This window comes from Psychrobacter sp. CX5 (genome assembly GCF_057621535.2).
Map to the genome: position 1 here is coordinate 796,822 of NZ_CM177735.1, position 18,213 is coordinate 815,034.

The following is an 18,213-nucleotide window of genomic DNA, read 5'->3' on the forward strand; positions in this document are numbered from 1 at the left end:
CAACCCTTTAACCTACCATCTCAGCAAACACCTCATCGGCGGCTTTAATCGTGGCGTCCAAATCTTGCGTACTATGCTTTGAAGACATAAAACCAACCTCATACGCTGAAGGCGCGAGGTAAATCCCTTTGCCTATCATGCCGTGGAAGAAGGTATTAAACTTATCCATATCACATGCCGTCACCTCTTCAAAATTCTGCGGCACACCAGTAGAGTCATCTTTGACAAAGAATAGGCCAAACATACCACCAAGCTTTGTCGAACGGATCTCAATGCCATGTTTATTTGCCGCTGCTTGAATGCCCTCTACTAGATAGCTGACCTTATCAGCCAATTCATCATAAAAGCCTTCGACCGTTAGGTCTTCAAACATCGCGATACCAGCACGCATCGCCAATGGATTACCAGATAGCGTACCGGCCTGATAAACACCGCCCATAGGGGCAATACACTCCATAATCTCACGCTTACCCCCGAAGGCACCGACGGGTAACCCCGCCCCAATAATCTTACCGAAGCACGTTAAGTCCGGCTCAATATTAAAGTGCGCTTGTGCGCCATGTAATCCCACGCGAAACCCTGTCATTACTTCATCAAAGATTAATACCGCCCCACCTTGGGTGCACTGTTCACGCAACGTATTATGAAATTCTTGTGTCGGTATCACCATATTCATATTACCGGCGATAGGCTCAACGATGACACACGCAATCTCATCTTCCCACTTTTCAAAACAGTCTTTCACTGCTTGCGGATCATTATAGGGCAAGGTAATGGTGTGCTTCGCAAAGTCTGCCGGAACACCCTTCGAGGTCGGCTCACCGATATCAAGCATCCCTGAACCCGCTTTTACTAAAAGGCTATCAGAGTGACCATGGTAGCACCCCTCAAACTTGACAATTTTGTCACGGCCAGTATAGCCCCGTGCCAAACGTATTGCACTCATAGTCGCCTCTGTACCTGAGTTGGTCATCCGAATTAATTCCACACTGGGTACCAGCTCACAGATGGTATCGGCAATCGAGGTTTCAAACGTGGTCGGCGTCCCGAAGCTTAAGCCATCTTCAGCCGCTGCTTTAACAGCATCGATAACTTTAGGATGCGCGTGACCTAGGATCATCGGACCCCATGAGCCGACGTAATCGATATATTCATTGTCTTGTGTATCATAAATCTTGCTGCCCGCTGCTTTGTGCATAAAAATAGGCGTGCCTCCAACACCTGCAAAGGCTCGAACAGGAGAGTTAACTCCTCCTGGTATATGTTTTTTGGCTTGTAAAAATAGTTGTTCGTTTTTAGTACTCATAATATTAACTCGGCTATCAACAGATAATTATTTTAGAAATAGTATTTAAGAAGGTAATAGGAAGAAAAATCAAATTGGATGACCATTCAGACTGGCACCTATTTTAACAAAAAAAAGTGAGCTCTGATGAGCTCACTTTGTCGACTTGTTTATACGTATTTAAACGTAGTTTTATACTACCCTTATATTAAAGGGTTTGGAGTAAATTCAGATCCTTTATCTCTTTTGGATTAGCGTGATTGGCATTAACATCATGGCTTTAAAGCAACTGCCTAAATCTGAAGTCTAAACTTAAGACACGGCTAAGTCATCTTTTTCACCAACTTCATATAACGCACCAGCACGACCAACGATTAGCGGATCCACATTGCCGACTTGTTTTTTGTCTTTGCCGTCATAAGGCAGTTTATTAAGCACATAGCGCATCGCATTTAATCTTGCCCGTTTTTTACAATCCGATTTAATCACAATCCAAGGAGACTCGGCGGTATCAGTATTGTAGAACATGGCTTCTTTAGCAAGAGTATAGTCATCCCACTTATCAAGCGACGCCATATCAATGGGGGATAACTTCCACTGTTTTAATGGGTGTGCTTCCCGCTGGGCAAAGCGACGACGCTGTTCATCACGGCTGACAGAGAACCAAAACTTAATAAGATGAATACCAGAATCAATGAGATGCTTCTCAAACTCTGGAGTCTGTTTCATAAAGATTTGATACTGCTCATCAGTACAAAAGCCCATCACACGCTCAACGCCAGCGCGGTTATACCATGAACGGTCGAAAAATACCATTTCACCTGACGAAGGAAGGTGTTGGATATAACGTTGAAAATACCACTGACCCAATTCACGATCTGTCGGTTTCTCGAGCGCCACAACTCGAGCACTACGTGGATTTAAGTGCTCCATAAAGCGCTTGATCGATCCCCCTTTACCGGCAGCATCACGGCCTTCAAATATAATAACGACTTTCTGTCCTGTCTCACGTACCCATCTTTGTAGCTTTAAAAGCTCAACTTGCAGGTGGTATTTTTGCTTTTCATAAGTCTTACGTGATAATCGGTTTTTATAAGGATAACCCCCTTCACGCCAATTATCAGAGAGCTCGTCATCTTTTTTTATGCCAGTTTTAACCTGATTGGCAAGGGCATGTTTAGCAAATAAATTTTTGAGCTTGACAAGATCATCGGGCGCAGCATCATGAATTAATGCTTGCAGATGATCTGATAGACCTTCAATGTTACCGTCTGTTAAATCTTTTAACAGCACGTCATCGATGACCTCTTTGGTTCTGACTTGCGCCCCTTCTTTTTTCTTAGTCGTTTCATACTTCTCAATCTTTTTTTCATCGGTGATATAACCGTCTTCAATTTTTTCGGCTTTATTGCTCTTTTTTGACATAATCACCTCTGTATATTAAAAATTGTAAAGAAAATTTGAAATCTTATGCCATTATAGCAATTTTTAATGCCATTATTTAGTTAATCCTTCTATTGATGCCTTGTTTTATGACTCAAGCCTCAAATCCCTTAAATAAGTTATGGATTAACATCTTACAACCTATTTAATCCTTTATGGCATGATTTATGCTATTCATGTTGTCTATGTCACTGATGTCGTTAATCTGGTTAGGATATTATAAGTGAAGCATTCTTCTAATCTCATTTTATAACTCTACCTAAAGCAGGTATTACCCTCTATAATTCATCAGTAGCTAAAGTTTTGATTAACTGCCATAACCCATTTCATATTCAAGCGTTATAAACTAGTAAAGCCGCATCCTAAGATACGGCTTTACTTAAAAATCTCTTTGATAATACGTTAAAGACTTAGGCTTTTTTAACCACTGAAGACTTGAGCTTCATCGGCCCAAATCCATCGACTTTGCAGTCGATATCATGATCATCTGGTGCATCGTGTAGTAAACGAATATTTTTAGCTTTGGTACCCACTTTAAGGGGAGTAGAAGAGCCTTTTACCTTCAAGTCTTTAATAACTGTTACCGTATCTCCATCTTGCAATTCATTGCCTACCGCGTCACGAATAACGCTTGATGCTTCTTCAGTGGTAGACTGTTCAGATTCGGCAGCAGTCCACTCATGAGCACACATAGGGCAAATCAGTAAAGCACCATCTTCATAGGTTAAATCAGAATCACAGTTTGGGCAATTTGGTAGGCTCATTTTATCCTCATTTGAAATGTTGAATTTATATCGCATATTATATAGGCATATTGTAGCCTAATTCATACAGAAATGGGGGTATAGGTGATTAGACCCTACCTTTTTTTATATAAGATTTTAGATATTTCATTGTAATTACTATAAGGACGTTAAATGTGACGACAGTAAGTTTTAATCAAATCACCTTAGAGGGTGACGATGCCGGTAAATTTTTACAAAGCCAATTAACGGTGAATATCATCAAGCTTAATCTCAGCTACCAGCCAGCAGCTATTGCTGATTTAAAAGGGCGTATTGCCTTTGGTATTTGGGTAAAAAAACAAGCTGAGAATAAGTTTGATATCGTCATAAGCAGTGACTGTTTGCCGAGTCTACAAGCGCATCTCAAGAAATATGGTGCCTTTTCAAAATTTACCACATCTGAGGCAATCGAGGTATATCCCTGCGTGTTAGACAAGACGGATAACCAATCCACTCATATGAACGATAGTGAAACTGCTGAGGCCTCGTTTAGTCATAGTGCAGATAAAAACGATCCGGAAGGTTGGATGGCACTAAGTATTGCGACAGGTAACTATTGGATTGTTGAAGCCACTCAAGGTATGTTCCAACCGCAAGAGCTTCGTCTACATCAGCGGGGCGGCGTGGACTATGATAAGGGCTGCTACTTAGGACAAGAAGTTATCGCCCGAATATACTTTAAAGCGGCGCCAAAATCCTTTTTACACCGGGTTAAAGGTCAAGGTAACACCCCTAAAGCTGGCGATAGTCTGGATAAAATTAAAGTAGTCAATGCCGTTCCTAGTAGTGATAACTCAGGATTTGAGGCATTAGTAGTTGCGAGACCTGATGATATCGAAGCCTCTGAGTTAGACGTTTTAGCGCTACCAACTGCGTTACAAGGCAGTGTGGGGCGAAATAACAGTTAATCCATTGTCTAATTCATACTCGTAAGGTTTTACAGACTTTTGAGATTAGCAGAATACAACAAAGCCGCACAACTGACGTTATGCGGCTTTTGTTGTTGTCATCCTGACTGTCTATTATTTCCTACCCCATCCTAGTATAGGTGATAATAGTGAGCATCCTGCTCAACTCATTGCATTACCCTTTATACTAAACATCACATCCTATGAAGCTAATATAAAGTGTTTGTTTCCTTACTCACCTTATGTTCAAGTATCTTACTAGATATCTGTTCATAAGCTCTATACACAGTGACTTAACATAATGAATCACTGTTATAGATATTTATCCATAATACGGAAACTTCTTTTGAAACCTATTAAGTAGTTGCACCTAAAAGGTTCATTTAAAGCACTCAATCCTTTGAGTCATCATCCTTGATGCCGTAGAGTTATAGTGTCAAATTTTAAAGAGTCATGTAAGTCGTTAAAGCGTCTAATGGTGTAAGCATATGCTTACATGCACATTTAGTGGAGAGATTGGTGTACCAGATATAGACTAGACACAACAAAGCCACATAACTTTCGTCATGTGGCTGATGCTGTCGTCATCATGTTGGCTACTGCGTACTACCCCATCCAAGAATAGTTAACAATAGTGAGCATCCCGCTCATTTAAAGCACCTGAAGAACCATTAATCCGATGCTAAATAATATTCCCTTTATCCTGACTTGATGACTTATGTTCTCATATCAGGCTAGATATTAGACGCATAATGACTATCTTCAGAACTTTAAATCCATTTAAAACTCAGAAGTAGCTATCCCATCCTTGAACAACTCTTTATTATCGAACAAATGAATGTTGTCAACTAAAGCACTCTATCCTTTGAGTTATCATCCTTGATGTCGTAGTACTATAATCGCAAATTAATAAGGTGAATGAAAGTCGCTAAAGCGTCTAGTGACGTAAGCATATGCTTACATTTTTGGAAGTCATTAGCAGCTTTACATAAATAAACCTTAATAATCATATATATAGACTTATAGAGTCTCACTCGCTTAAGGTTTAAGGACTTTGTAATTTGTTAGCCTCTAGCATAATGTTAGCTGCTTCTATCACATAAGCTTCATCTTCTGGTAGCTTAGGACGTGCATCATTTTTCATTCGACTACGCACCTCAAACTGGGCCTCTACCGCAGCTTGATACTCAGTCCAAGTAGCATAAGGCTTTTTACCAGACGCTACTCGTCGCGCATTTTCAGCTTCAAGCGTTCTTAACTCAACTTGCTTTTGATGATCACGGCGCTCCTCTATATTAAGCTTAACAGGCTTTTTATCATCTTCCATATTTCGAACTTTATTCAACGTATCTAAATAAATAAATTGCGGATTGGTATTTTGACGAATTTTAGACTGCTGATTTAAAGTCGCTAAGGTATTGCTAGTGAACTTACCTTCTGGCTTAAACGGAGAGGTCTTTATAGTATCCCATGCCATGGCATTTTTTTGATCACGTTCACTAAACTCAGCACCATCATAAATATTAACCATCTCAACATCAGGTACTACCCCTTTATTTTGGGTACTGCCGCCAGTCACGCGATAAAATTTGCGTTGGGTTAAGGTCGCTGAGCCTAGAGCTAAGTTATCCAGCTGAATTTGCGCAGACCCCTTACCCGTTGTGGTACTTCCCACGACCAATCCACGACCATAATCTTGAATAGCGGCGGCAAAAATCTCAGAGGCAGAGGCTGATGCCTTGTTCACAACCACGACCATATCGCCAGAATACAGCTGTTTACCACCATCTTCATCTTGATAAATCTGTACGTTGCCTCGATTGTCCCGTATCTGAACCAATGGACCTTGTTTTATAAATAGACCTAACATTTTGGCGACTTCATCTAAAGATCCACCTGGATTGTTGCGAAGATCGACCACTAGCCCATCGATGTTTTGTTCGTTTAATTTTTTTAGCTCATTTTGGGTATCTATACTGACACTGCGGTAATTTTCTCCACTACGACGCGCACGATAGTTTAAATAAAAACTCGGAATCTCTAATACCCCGATACGCTTCTCTTCATTGGTACTTTCTGGATTGACCGTAATAACGCGACTTCTAACTCCGGCATCTTCTTGCTCGATGACATCCCGAGTCAGTACGATAGTACGTGCCGCAGCATCTGGCGAATTAGGCTGCTTCACTTTGACAGTGACATCCGTACCTCGTTTACCACGGATTAACGCCACTACCTCTCGTGTAGACCAACCCACGACGTCCTGCAAGTTCTCACCATCTTTAGCGACTGCCATAATTAAGTCATTAGGCTGAATTTTACCCGATTTTGAGGCAGGGCCCCCATCAACCAGCGTGACAATCTGAGTGTAATCAGGATTTTTTCTATAGGGCCGAATAGATACCCCGATGCCTTCAAGTTGTAGATTTGACTGAACTTGCATTTCAACTGCTTGAACAGGCGCATAGTAGTTACTGTGAGGATCATAGGTCAACGTGGCGCTATTGAGGATTGACTCCATAATCTCATCGCTTTTAATACGATCTAACTGCTCTTGCTGACGCTTTATACGGTTTAAAAGAATCTCTTTAGGGCTTCTATCCTCTGCGAGAATAAGATCATTACCCTTGGTTAACTCAGGGTTTTGTCTATAGAGATCATCACGTGCTTTATCTTCTTCTTGTCCGAGCGTTAAGTTAATAATTTGTAAGGTAAGTTGGCGTTCCCAATAAGTACGTTGATCTGCCTTACTCCTAAACCGCGGCTCATCTTCACGATCTAAAACCACATAATCATTACGATTTAAATTAATATCTTTGCTCAACAATTCACTGGCAAAGTTAAAGTATTCATTGGATCGCTGGGTATATCGCTTAAAGATATCTTGTGCCGCGCTTAAGTCCCCTTTTTTCAATCGAGAGGCTAACGAGTAACCATATTTCTTAGTAAATTCATCGATATCAGACTGCAAAAATAACGTATGATTTGGATCTAATCGGTCAAAATACATCTGTAGTATGTTGAGCCCCATTTGTTCATCAAGTCTTTTATTTGAATAATGAGCTCTATCTAATAGGGCAGCAACTTGACGGGTTGTTAATTGTTGCTCAGGGGTGGCGACAAATGCAGAATGATCTGCCGCAACCGCCTCTGTATAACTCTGTGAAAAAACGATTCCTGCAATACCTATGGCAACAGCACTTAAGGCTATTTGTGTTGGTTGAAATCTCATTTAGAATCTCACTTAACCTAATATGTTTACATAATGGATATAATGACCCGATATTAGCATAACAATCAATAATAAACAGTCTAAAACTGTATAAGCATTCTTACCTAATCATATTCATAACCAATGGCTAATAATTTAAATACATAATTAAAATAAAGCTATCAAAATTTAAGAAAAACTTAAAGTATAGTCATAAGTAATTAAATGATATATAAGTCAAGCTAGCGGAAGTACTATCCTAGTAGGGCTAATGAGACTAACGCTGTAGCTCTTTAGTTTGCCTACGACTATATAACCAAGAAACTAAATCTAAAAGGTCACAATTATAAATAATACTAAATCTAGAAAATTTACCTCTTGAGGAAGGCCATTCAACGAATCTAATCAAATGTTTGCAATAGTAGGTTCTGGCATACTGACAAAGATAGGTTATTTTATTAAAAAGGTTTAACGTTTTCTCATATCCATATCTCATACCCTTATATAATATCCTACTTACCTACAATGCAGAGTTGGTATTCAATAAGAATACTGTAATAATAACCAGCGAATGTTATTAATTTTTATAAGGAATCACCTTATGTATGGCCCATTAATGATAGATGTGGCAGGCACCGAACTGACTGAAGCGGATCGTTTAGTACTCAGTAGAGAAGAAGTTGGCGGCATTATATTATTTGGACGTAATGTCGACACCCCTCTGCAAGTCCGGGAATTATGCGATAACATCCATATGCTAAAACCTGAGCTTATTATTGGTGTTGATCAAGAAGGCGGTCGAGTTGCTCGATTACGTCAGGGCTTTACGCCATTACCTGCTATGGGAAAGTTGGGTAAGCTGTTCGATCATAACCCTTGCCACGCTCTCGCTTTAGCCTACGACTGCGGATATTTAATGGCAGCAGAGGTGATGGCGGTAGGCATCGATATCAGCTTTGCTCCGGTATTGGATATTGATGGGGTTAGTAAAGTCATTGGCGATCGTAGTTTTCATGCGCATACTGAGGCCATTGTTGCACTGTCTATGCAGTTTATGCGGGGTATGAAAACTGCCGGTATGGCCACCACAGGCAAACACTTCCCCGGTCACGGCTCAATAGCTCCAGACTCTCATGTGGCAGAAGCGATAGATGAGCGCAGCTTTGAGGAAATAATGAAGACTGATTTACAGCCCTTTATTCAGTGCCAGCCTTGGCTTGATGCTTTGATGCCAGCTCACGTTATCTTTAAACAGATAGATGATAAGCCTGCTGGATTTTCAAAAATATGGCTACAGGAAATAGCCCGTCAACAACTGGGTTTTGAAGGTGTTTTATTTTCAGATGATTTGTCTATGAAAGCGGCTCATATTGCAGGGGACATCAAAGCGAGAGTCACTGCTGCTCTTGACGCAGGATGTGATATGGCACTGATTTGTAATGACCGCGCTGCTGCTATACAAGCCATTGAAATGGCAGATCAATTACCTAAGCCTCATCAACAGCGTATACATACCATGCGTAGTATCATTCCACAGTGGCAAGGAAGTTTGGAGGCTACCTGTGCACAGTTTGATTACTGGACGCAAGCTAAGCAAAATATCATTGAGGCTTTTTTCAAGGAGTCAATAACGGCAAATTTAGATAAAGATCCGACCAATTATTTGAGCTAGTCGAATCTATACAAGTAGAAATGATATAGAAGTAGACAAACTTAAGAACGACAGTGTTAGCCTTATTAATCATATTAGAATGGTACTTACTCTCGCTTACCTATCACTCTATTAATGAAGTGAATTTACACCTAATTTTTCTAAAAAAATACCGCCCAATATGGACGGTATTTAATTATGGCTATGATTATCTTAATCTAAACTGACTTAGATTTATTCAATAAAATTTATTGAGCAGTATCAGACTCAGGGGCCAATAAATCATCATTATTATCATCTAATGGATTTAAGTCAGGATCTACTTCTATACCAGTGTCATTAGAAACTTCAGGAGTAGAAGCCGTTGGAGCAGAAGTACCCTTATTTTTTACTTCAGTCTCACGAATTTCTGAATCTGGCGCTACCACAATACCATTGTCATCGGCTTTACCCATCGACTCATCATATACGACATATTCGATACGACGGTTACGGAAACGACCTTGATCCGTTTCATTGGTGGCAATTGGATCAGATTCACCCATACCTTTAATTTTCAAACGATTAGCATCAGCACCTTTAGAGACCATATAGTCTTTAATAGACTGAGCGCGACGCTGAGATAAAGGAATATTGTAATCATTAGAGCCAATTGCATCGGTATGGCCAACGATCATTAACTCCATATCAGGCGTTTTCTTCATAATTTCTACAGCGCGATCTAGAACAGGTTTATTAACCTCTGGTATAGCAGAGTCATCAAATTCGAAATTAACCACTTGGCGACTTAGCGCACGGGCAACGTCACGAGGATCTGGATTGTCACCTAATGCATCAAGTCCAGCATTCGCTTCGGTGATACTGCGATCAATTTCACCTTGCAAATCAAGTGGACCTTCAGCCATAACATTTAGGCCTGGCGCTGCCTCTTTCAAATCTGCAACTAATTGCTGAAGTTGTGCATCATCTGGTGAATTAACGATGATGTCCTCACCTTTAATGATAACGTTTGCATTAGGTGTATTCTTAATAAGCGGTAATATAGCGCCTAGGTACTGTGCTGCTGGCATATCAGTTGCAAAGTTGTCATCAATATCAGCACGACATTTATCAGCTTCATCTGCAAACACTTCATTCATTGAAGACATGATTGTATCATTTAACGCATCATTACCTGCGCTGATACGGCATGCATATAATTGATTACCTTCACCACTCGATAAAGTTAATACAGCTGGCTCTACATCGACATTTCCAGCAACGACTGCATTTTCAGCAGGTTGTTGAACCGTTTCAACAGGTGCTGCTTCTGTCACTGGCTTTTCTTGGCAACCTTTTAACAATGCCCAAGCTAATGCCGCTAAGATAATCAAGCCAATAATAGGCAATAATGCCTTTAAGAAACCACCACCCTCTTCTTTTTCATGATGATGTAAAGGTTCAGTACTAGTAGTATCTGAAATACGATGACCTACTTCAGGCTCAGTGACGACAGGCTCAGGAGTAACAGGCTCATTTACCACAGATTCTGTAGCAACGGGTGTTGCCGCTGCTGCTGATGTCGTAGCGGCAATAGTCGGTTTAGCTGCGCTCGCTGCCATAAGACCAGCAGGAACTAATCCGCTGACTGTTGCCCAAGCAGGGATCTGGTCGCGGAATGATGATAGATTTTCACGTAAAAACTGTGGTATTGGCGTACTACCTGCTAAATCTTTAATTTCATTATAGGCTAATGGTGTCGCACTAACGAGCATATCGCGAGCATCAGACTCTTCAACATTATTGGTAACGGCCAATTCACGAGTAATATTGGCTTTCTTATTATCTAATGTCCAAGCGTGATCGAAAAAACCAGCATCATTTCCGCTGAAGTCTTTCCCTGTAATACGATTATATGAATCTTGATCGGCAAGTTGGCCTACGAATAAAGCATAAAACTGCTTTAAAAGACTTTCATTTTTTGGCGTGCGATTATCCCCTAATACGGCGGGAGTCACTGTACGCACCAGGTGAGCAATAATATCCATTGTATAAATCTCCTAAATATTTGAAAAAATTCAAAGGGTTAAATGAAAAAAGCGAAAAGTTAATGTGACTGATAAGTATTATACTTATGCCAATTTTATAACAACTTATAACTTTTATTAAATTATTTTGTTAAATTATTAATCTGATTATATACTATTTGAATAACCAAGAGACTACTTTTAAAGATTAACAAGTTTTATATGACTGAAGTTACTTCTTTAATCTTAGTGATCCAATCTTATATAACCTTTTACAACATAGCTCCATATAATAGAACCAAAACTATCTAACTTCCATTAGAAGTTAAATTATATTACCTTAAGTTATCTTATTTGTCTTTATATCTTGCTAATAATAGCCTATACAATATTTATCAGCCTATATCACTGAGTTTATAAAACTTATTTTACAAAAGTCTTATACAAAAACAGGTTAAGACAACTGGCTAAAAATGTGTATCGCTTTGACAAAAATCCAGTATTAATTTAAGTACTAATTAAGGTTAACGATATCAATGAGTGATCTATTGATACGTTACTCATTAATAACTTGAGCTAGCCTAATACATTAACTTTAGTATTTTGGTCAACTTAAGTGTTTTGGTGTATGATATTTTGCTTTTACATTCTTGAATAATACAATACCTTATCTGAGATTAAACTACGTTATATTAAAGTAAAGTATCGGTTAGTCCATGTTACAGAAGTATGATATGGTGACAAACTTATAAAAATTATAACTAGAATGTATTAAGCAATATGATGTAAATAGGGATGTTAATAGGTAATTAGACAAAATTTTTAGCTTAATAGGTCAAAAGTATCCATTAAGTTTGCGAATATTTATTACCCTGTATACTTCTTAAATCATGATAAAAAGGATCTAAATTGAATAGTCTATTAAGCAGTCATACGACGATTATTATCATTATTACGGTTATCGTTAGCCTAATGGCTTGGCAAAATAACAGTTTGATGAATCGACTGATTTTTCACCCACCCTCTGTCAACAAGGGTGAATGGTATCGTTTTATTACCCATGGTTTTGTGCATGCTGATAGCACGCATCTTTTATTCAATATGTTCACCCTGTATTTCTTCGGTCGTGCGGTAGAAAGATTCTTTAATCAGTTTTTAGGCGGATTTGGCTTTGTTGTGGTGTATTTGGTGGCAATTATCGTCGCAATGCTACCCAGTTATTTTAAGCATAAAAATGACCCGAGATATCGAAGCTTAGGTGCTTCAGGTGGTGTTTCTGCTGTATTGTTCTCCTTTATCTTAATGGCACCATGGAGCATGATTTATCTATTTGCTGTGTTGCCGATTCCTGCTATTGTATTTGCGATTGCTTATGTCGCCTATAGCATTTATGCCAATAATAAAGGCGGATCTAATGTCAACCACTTAGCCCATTTATGGGGTGGGGCTTTTGGGGTATTAGCGACTATTTTTCTCTCGCCAAATATGATTCCTCATTTTATCAATGCACTTATGCATCCCACCTTTTAAGTAAAGGTGAATTAAGGTAAATTAAGAAGCACACGTTATAAATAGCATTTTTTAAAGTCGAAAGGAGCGCTAAGCGCTCCTCTTTCATACTAAGACTCAAAACTACTTAGAACGATAAGCCTCTTTTAAACCTGAAATCACCAAATCTAATACTTCTGGATTACCATCCCGCGCCGCTCGGCGCATTAAGGAGGAAGGCGCATGTGTCAACGTTTGAGTCAATCTACGGGTAAGCTCAATTAATAGCGTTTCAGGATCTGCATCCGCATGATTTAACTGATGTAATGCCTCTGTTAGTACACTGGCAGCTTTTTGCTCAGCCACTGTTCGATAATCATAGATATCTTGACCCACTTTTCGCACCTGATAACGACGCTCAATCTCAACCACTAAATGACTGACAAACAGCTCAGCTTCGACCGCTGCCTGACGACGTTTTTCAAGGTTTCCTGCAATCACGTGTTGTAAGTCATCCACTGAATATAAGTAGACATCATCAAGTTTACCCACATTAGGCTCAATGTCTCTGGGTACCGCTAGATCCACCATCAGCATTGGTTTAAAACGACGTTTTTTTAACGCGCTACGGGTCATCGTCATATTAATTAAAGTATCCATACTACCACTACAGCTACTGACGATATCTGCTTGCGGCAACAAAGCCCCCAACTTAGTTAACGGATATACGTCGACTTGCAACCCCGGGCGAGCCAACTCTTCGGCTAATAGCTGTGCTCGTTCTGGCGATCGGTTACAGATGAGGATACGTGTCATACCAAGCGCCGCTATATTTTGTGCCACTAGACGATTCATCTCGCCAGCTGCAATCAAAAGAAAAGTGGTTTGCTCCGGCTTATCAAAAATCTGGGTAACTAATTTAGCCGCAGCATACCCTAATGATATGGCTTGTGTCCCAACATCTGTCTCATTCCGTACTCGTTTTGCGGCGGCAAAAATCTGCTCTACTACCCAATTTAATTGACTGGTCAAAAATCCATCTTCTTTAGAAGCATTGACCGCTCTCTTGATCTGACCAAAGATCTGAGGCTCGCCAAGTATCATAGAGTCCAATCCTGAGGCTACCCTCAGCAAATGGGTTAAGGCTTGTCCATTAATATAGTCGTATAAATAGGGTCGAATCTCTGCAACTGGTAATTGCTTGAATTCCGCTAACCAAGCGATCAGCTGTTCTGTCAATTCGACAGTGCTAACAGACTCAGAGGAAGTAGTATCTCCAGTTAGCGCATCGGCCGCAGAAGAAGATTGTGATAAATGATTCGATAACTGATGTGTTGATTGATGCGATAACAAAGACTGGGGGGTCGGCGCTAGTGCGTAGATTTCAGTACGGTTACAGGTAGAGATAATCAAGCTGCCCGCAGTCATTCGTTGTAGCTGTGCTTGTGCCTGTTTTGAGTCATCGCCCACAAATGCTAACCGTTCACGCAAGGCAACGGGGGCAGTTTTATGGTTCACACCGATGACAACAAGATTCATTTAAGATCTACCAATTAATAAGAAGTTAACCGTCAATATAAACAGTTTCCAAACAATAAACTCACAGACTCTATCTGCTTATTAGGGCGTGTGGAACATTCGCAAATTAGCACTGCTGATAGCTAAAATCGTTCCAGACTAGGCGCAAACTGACGCTAATGCCCGAAGCGTATTGGACCTTGGCTAGGTTTGTAACAACGTCTGGGGCGATTTTAGTATCAGCCCTGAGAACGGATTAAGCAAAGCACTGCTTTGCCCGTTCGCAAGGCGAGAGCTATGCTCGAGTGAGGCCGGAACTCTTTTTTGCCAATATATGGCGAAATTTTCTAACTTAGAATGACTAAGCGTCAAAAATTTCACTGCATATTGACTAAAAAATAGTCTCCGCCAGTGCCATGGTCGAATGTTCCACACGCCCTAGATAGCATTCTTTTCGTATCATAAATGAGGCATTTGGCAGTCAATATCAAGAGTGCTCTGAATAACCATTCTTGAGACCACAATTCTAAACTAGCATTAAAACCGTAGATTATATCATTGAATGCCCTTGCAATCACGGTTACTATATAAATGTGACTTTAAGCCGCTTGAGCCTTATCCAATTTTAACGTTTATCGATAACTTAATTAACAGACACTATAGTCAAAGAAGTCTAAAATGGTTACAAGACAACCGAGAGCAAGTACTACTGGAGTAGGCTTAAAGAAGTTAACGCTGTAACCGTTTAGTACTTCGCCGACACTAAAATTATGACACGTCACTCTATAGCACAGCCTACCGTTTATTTGGGTACCGGTGGCTATAGCGATACCGATATGCTCGGTACGCTATATCCAATAGGCACCCAAAAGACAAATTTTTTAGCTGAATACGCCAAACATTATGGCGCGGTTGAAATTAATAGCACTTTTTATGCGCCAATAGGTCATAAAGCGTTTGAGGGGATGCTCAGAAAGTCCGACGGTCAAGTGAAATTTGCAGTAAAGCTGCATCAAGATTTTAGCCATACCCGGACGGCAACTGCGGAACATGCCTCATCGTTTATAGAGGCTATGCAGTCTATTATTGAGGCCGATTGTCTGGCGCCTTTATTAATTCAGTTTCCACATGGGTTTGATAGAACGGTTTCCAATCGTCTGTATTTGTCTAAATTAACCGATTGGTTCAGTGATTATCCCCTAGCCATTGAATTTCGTCATGCCAGTTGGCATATCCCACAAGTTGAGCATAGCTTCCAAAAGCATGGTCTTATTTGGTGTAGTGTCGACTATCCCAAAGTCAGTGGATTACCGCCGTCACGATTATTATTCACCCAAACCTCTCAGTGTAGAGCAGTCCAACAAGGTGCTACGCGCACTGGCTACTTGCGTATGCACGGTAATAATCTGAACTGGTGGGATTCAATGTCGGCCAGTGAGCGCCATGATTACCGTTATTCAGTAGAGGAGATGCAGGCTTGGGCGCAAGCGATCGCCAATCAGCGTCAACACTTTGATGAGCTTTATATCTTTTTTCAAAACTCTACCAATGCCCATGCCTATTACAACATTGCGATGCTAAGAGAAGCTTTAATGGCGCTCAATTTTAAGGTTTTATAAACCAAGAACAAAATAAACGATCGGGCCGCAAACATTGAATGCATAGTAATATCGAACGATAAAAAACAAAAAAGGATGCCGAAGCATCCTTTTTTAACGATTAAAAGACTGATATTTAAAAAATAAATCTTTTAAACCATAAGCTTTATTTTAAATTACTCTTCAACGCCAGCGTCTTGACCTTTATATTTAGCATTGGCATAGTCCCAATTTACTAATTTATCAAGGAAGGTATCCACATAATCTGGACGACGGTTGCGATAATCGATGTAATAAGCATGTTCCCAGACATCACAGGTTAATACTGCTGTTTTGTCATGAGCAAGTGGCGTATCAGCGTTCGCCGTTTTCATAATTGACAGTTTACCACCGACTGAATCAGCTACTAACCATGCCCAGCCTGAACCAAACTGAGACGTTGCTGCATTTTTGAATTCTTCACGGAACTTATCGTAAGAACCAAAATCTTCTTCAATTTTAGCTTTTAGATCACCAGTAGGTTCACCGCCGCCATTGTTTGGAGTCATGCAGTTCCAGTAGAAAGTATGGTTCCAAACTTGAGCCGCTTGGTTAAACATACCTTGTTTGCTGTCATCTTTAGCCGTTGCTTTGATGATTTCATCTAATTCTTTACCTTCTAGGCCTGAACCAGGAAGCAAATCATTAAGTTTGTTGACGTATGCAGCGTGGTGCTTATCATGGTGAAATTCTAAAGTTTCAGCACTGATATGTGGCTCAAGTGCGTCTTTTGCATAAGGTAGTTCTGGTAGAGTGATATTTGACATATTATTGTATCCCTTGGCTGATTTAGCTAAATTCCATTAATGATAGTAAACAGTAAATAGAATAAACGCTACTGAAATAGTGTGCGTTTCTAGCTAAAATGGCTTGTTATTATTTAAAATCCCGAACATGGTAATAGAGGAATAAACCAGAGGTATCAAGCCCAATTTTAAACGTTTCAATCTTAAAGCTATAAAACTTAAAGCTATAAAAATTGACTATTGGATTCTTTAATACGTGACTTACTCTCTGTCTATTACATGACTAGAGTACATGCAAACCTAAATTATAAATCAAAATTTATAAAATCAAACTTGCAACCCTGCAATCATATTAAAAACTTTAATAGCTATCGAAATAATGAAAATTTTCATTAAAAGATAAGATATATGATTGCTAAGTCTTGTGGCTGAGTATAGCAATAAACGTTAATGAACTCAGTTACTGAATGTTATACCACGTAATTTAATTTTATTTAAGGTATGGGATGATAAATTTTAAAGTTATTGCCTTATAGTAAAGTTGTTTAGTGCCATAATAAATCTTAGCAACGTTTTAGTATTGTTAATGTTATTAGTCTAAAAGACTGTCTAAGCTTTAATTTTAATGGCCTGAATTTAAATAATTGGGACTTAGATAGTTTTAAAATTAATAGCTTCCATAATAATAGCTACAATATTAATAGCTACAATATTAACGGTTTCGATGTTTATAATGCGTTGATAATAGTAGTAATAAAGGACAAAGTGTCCATAGAGGGTAATATGACAAACAACTCACGAAATCTTGCTAGTAACAATACCCCATTGCAACAAGATGATGGCTTCTCTCCTAATTCTAATAGTACTAATAGCCTCACTAGCAGGCATGATAAATGGATATTAGCCAGCAATAATAAAGGCAAGCTGGCAGAATTTAAACGCTTATTCCACCAAGCGAACCTAAAGATTGAAATCGTGCCACAAGGTGAAATGGGGATTGAAGATGCGATTGAAGATGGGTTGAGCTTTGTGGAAAATGCGATCATCAAGGCCCGCCATGCTAGCCGTATCAGCGGGTTACCGGCTATAGCAGATGATTCCGGATTATGTGTGCCGGTTTTAGGCAATGCCCCTGGAATATACTCTGCGCGGTATGCAGGTGACCATGGTGATGATGCTAGTAACAATGCTAAGCTTGTTGCAGATCTAGAGCCTTTTAGACACGACTCCCCTATTCCAGGATACTTCGTGTGTGTGTTGGCATTGGTACAACATGCAGACGACCCACTGCCTACCATAGCTCAAGGATTATGGCATGGCGAGATACTATCTTCACCGCAAGGCGACAATGGCTTTGGTTATGATCCCCTGTTTTGGTTACCTGACTTACAACAGACTGCGGCGCAACTTGACCCTAAGCTAAAAAACCAAATGAGTCATCGGGGTCTAGCGATGAAGCACTTGTTACAACAGCTTGCAGCATCATCCCATGACACTGAGTAATTTTTACTTTATTTTTACTTTGGTAGGCTGAT

The 18,213-nt window shown here is 39.8% G+C and carries 12 protein-coding genes; 5 read left to right on the forward strand and 7 right to left on the reverse strand.

Translation table 11 applies throughout. The annotated features are described in order from the left end of the window. Window positions 1–7: 7 nt before the first annotated feature. The 3 genes from hemL to AC21OG_RS03070 all read right to left on the reverse strand — a co-directional run bounded on the left by hemL (window position 8) and on the right by AC21OG_RS03070 (window position 3,492). Window positions 8–1,306 carry a glutamate-1-semialdehyde 2,1-aminomutase gene (gene hemL, locus AC21OG_RS03060; protein ID WP_487377199.1) on the reverse strand — a complete coding sequence of 433 codons (1,299 nt, stop codon included), beginning with the start codon at window positions 1,304–1,306 and terminating at the stop codon, window positions 8–10. A 291-nt stretch (window positions 1,307–1,597) separates the two neighbouring features. Next, the gene (gene ppk2, locus AC21OG_RS03065; RefSeq protein WP_486546134.1) at window positions 1,598–2,710 is read right to left on the reverse strand and encodes a polyphosphate kinase 2; all 1,113 of its coding nucleotides are present in this window, start codon (window positions 2,708–2,710) and stop codon (window positions 1,598–1,600) included. 428 nt (window positions 2,711–3,138) lie between these two features. Next, window positions 3,139–3,492, reverse strand: a complete 354-nt coding sequence (locus AC21OG_RS03070) for a zinc ribbon domain-containing protein YjdM (RefSeq protein ID WP_486546135.1) — start codon at window positions 3,490–3,492, stop codon at window positions 3,139–3,141. A gap of 155 nt (window positions 3,493–3,647) precedes the next feature. Between AC21OG_RS03070 and ygfZ the strand changes: the two genes are divergently transcribed. Continuing rightward, window positions 3,648–4,421 (forward strand): CAF17-like 4Fe-4S cluster assembly/insertion protein YgfZ, encoded by a 774-nt coding sequence (ygfZ, locus tag AC21OG_RS03075; RefSeq protein ID WP_487377197.1) that lies wholly within the window; start codon window positions 3,648–3,650, stop codon window positions 4,419–4,421. A 1,045-nt stretch (window positions 4,422–5,466) separates the two neighbouring features. Here the strand turns inward: ygfZ and AC21OG_RS03080 are convergent. Beyond that, a complete protein-coding gene (locus AC21OG_RS03080; RefSeq protein ID WP_487377196.1) occupies window positions 5,467–7,653 on the reverse strand; it encodes a carboxy terminal-processing peptidase in 2,187 nt (728 codons plus the stop codon). Between the two features lie 580 nt (window positions 7,654–8,233). Between AC21OG_RS03080 and nagZ the strand changes: the two genes are divergently transcribed. Then, a complete protein-coding gene (gene nagZ / locus AC21OG_RS03085) occupies window positions 8,234–9,304 on the forward strand; it encodes a beta-N-acetylhexosaminidase (protein WP_487377194.1) in 1,071 nt (356 codons plus the stop codon). Window positions 9,305–9,531: 227 nt separating this feature from the next. Here the strand turns inward: nagZ and AC21OG_RS03090 are convergent, their stop codons facing one another. Continuing rightward, on the reverse strand, window positions 9,532–11,310 hold the full coding sequence (locus tag AC21OG_RS03090; protein ID WP_487377193.1) for an OmpA family protein: 1,779 nt from the start codon (window positions 11,308–11,310) through the stop codon (window positions 9,532–9,534). An 888-nt stretch (window positions 11,311–12,198) separates the two neighbouring features. Between AC21OG_RS03090 and AC21OG_RS03095 the strand changes: the two genes are divergently transcribed. Continuing rightward, window positions 12,199–12,819, forward strand: coding sequence for a rhomboid family intramembrane serine protease (locus tag AC21OG_RS03095; RefSeq protein ID WP_486546140.1), 621 nt, complete (start codon window positions 12,199–12,201; stop codon window positions 12,817–12,819). Between the two features lie 102 nt (window positions 12,820–12,921). Here the strand turns inward: AC21OG_RS03095 and hemA are convergent, their stop codons facing one another. Further along, window positions 12,922–14,316: a glutamyl-tRNA reductase gene (hemA, locus tag AC21OG_RS03100; RefSeq protein WP_487377192.1), complete on the reverse strand. Its 1,395-nt coding sequence runs from the start codon at window positions 14,314–14,316 to the stop codon at window positions 12,922–12,924. Window positions 14,317–15,065: 749 nt separating this feature from the next. Between hemA and AC21OG_RS03105 the strand changes: the two genes are divergently transcribed. Further along, a complete protein-coding gene (locus AC21OG_RS03105) occupies window positions 15,066–15,914 on the forward strand; it encodes a DUF72 domain-containing protein (RefSeq protein WP_487377191.1) in 849 nt (282 codons plus the stop codon). A 155-nt stretch (window positions 15,915–16,069) separates the two neighbouring features. Here AC21OG_RS03105 and sodB read toward each other — a convergent pair whose 3' ends face one another. Beyond that, window positions 16,070–16,699 carry a superoxide dismutase SodB gene (gene sodB / locus AC21OG_RS03110; protein ID WP_486541609.1) on the reverse strand — a complete coding sequence of 210 codons (630 nt, stop codon included), beginning with the start codon at window positions 16,697–16,699 and terminating at the stop codon, window positions 16,070–16,072. A gap of 762 nt (window positions 16,700–17,461) precedes the next feature. Between sodB and rdgB the strand changes: the two genes are divergently transcribed. Further along, the gene (gene rdgB / locus AC21OG_RS03115; RefSeq protein WP_487377189.1) at window positions 17,462–18,181 is read left to right on the forward strand and encodes an RdgB/HAM1 family non-canonical purine NTP pyrophosphatase; all 720 of its coding nucleotides are present in this window, start codon (window positions 17,462–17,464) and stop codon (window positions 18,179–18,181) included. Window positions 18,182–18,213: the final 32 nt, after the last annotated feature.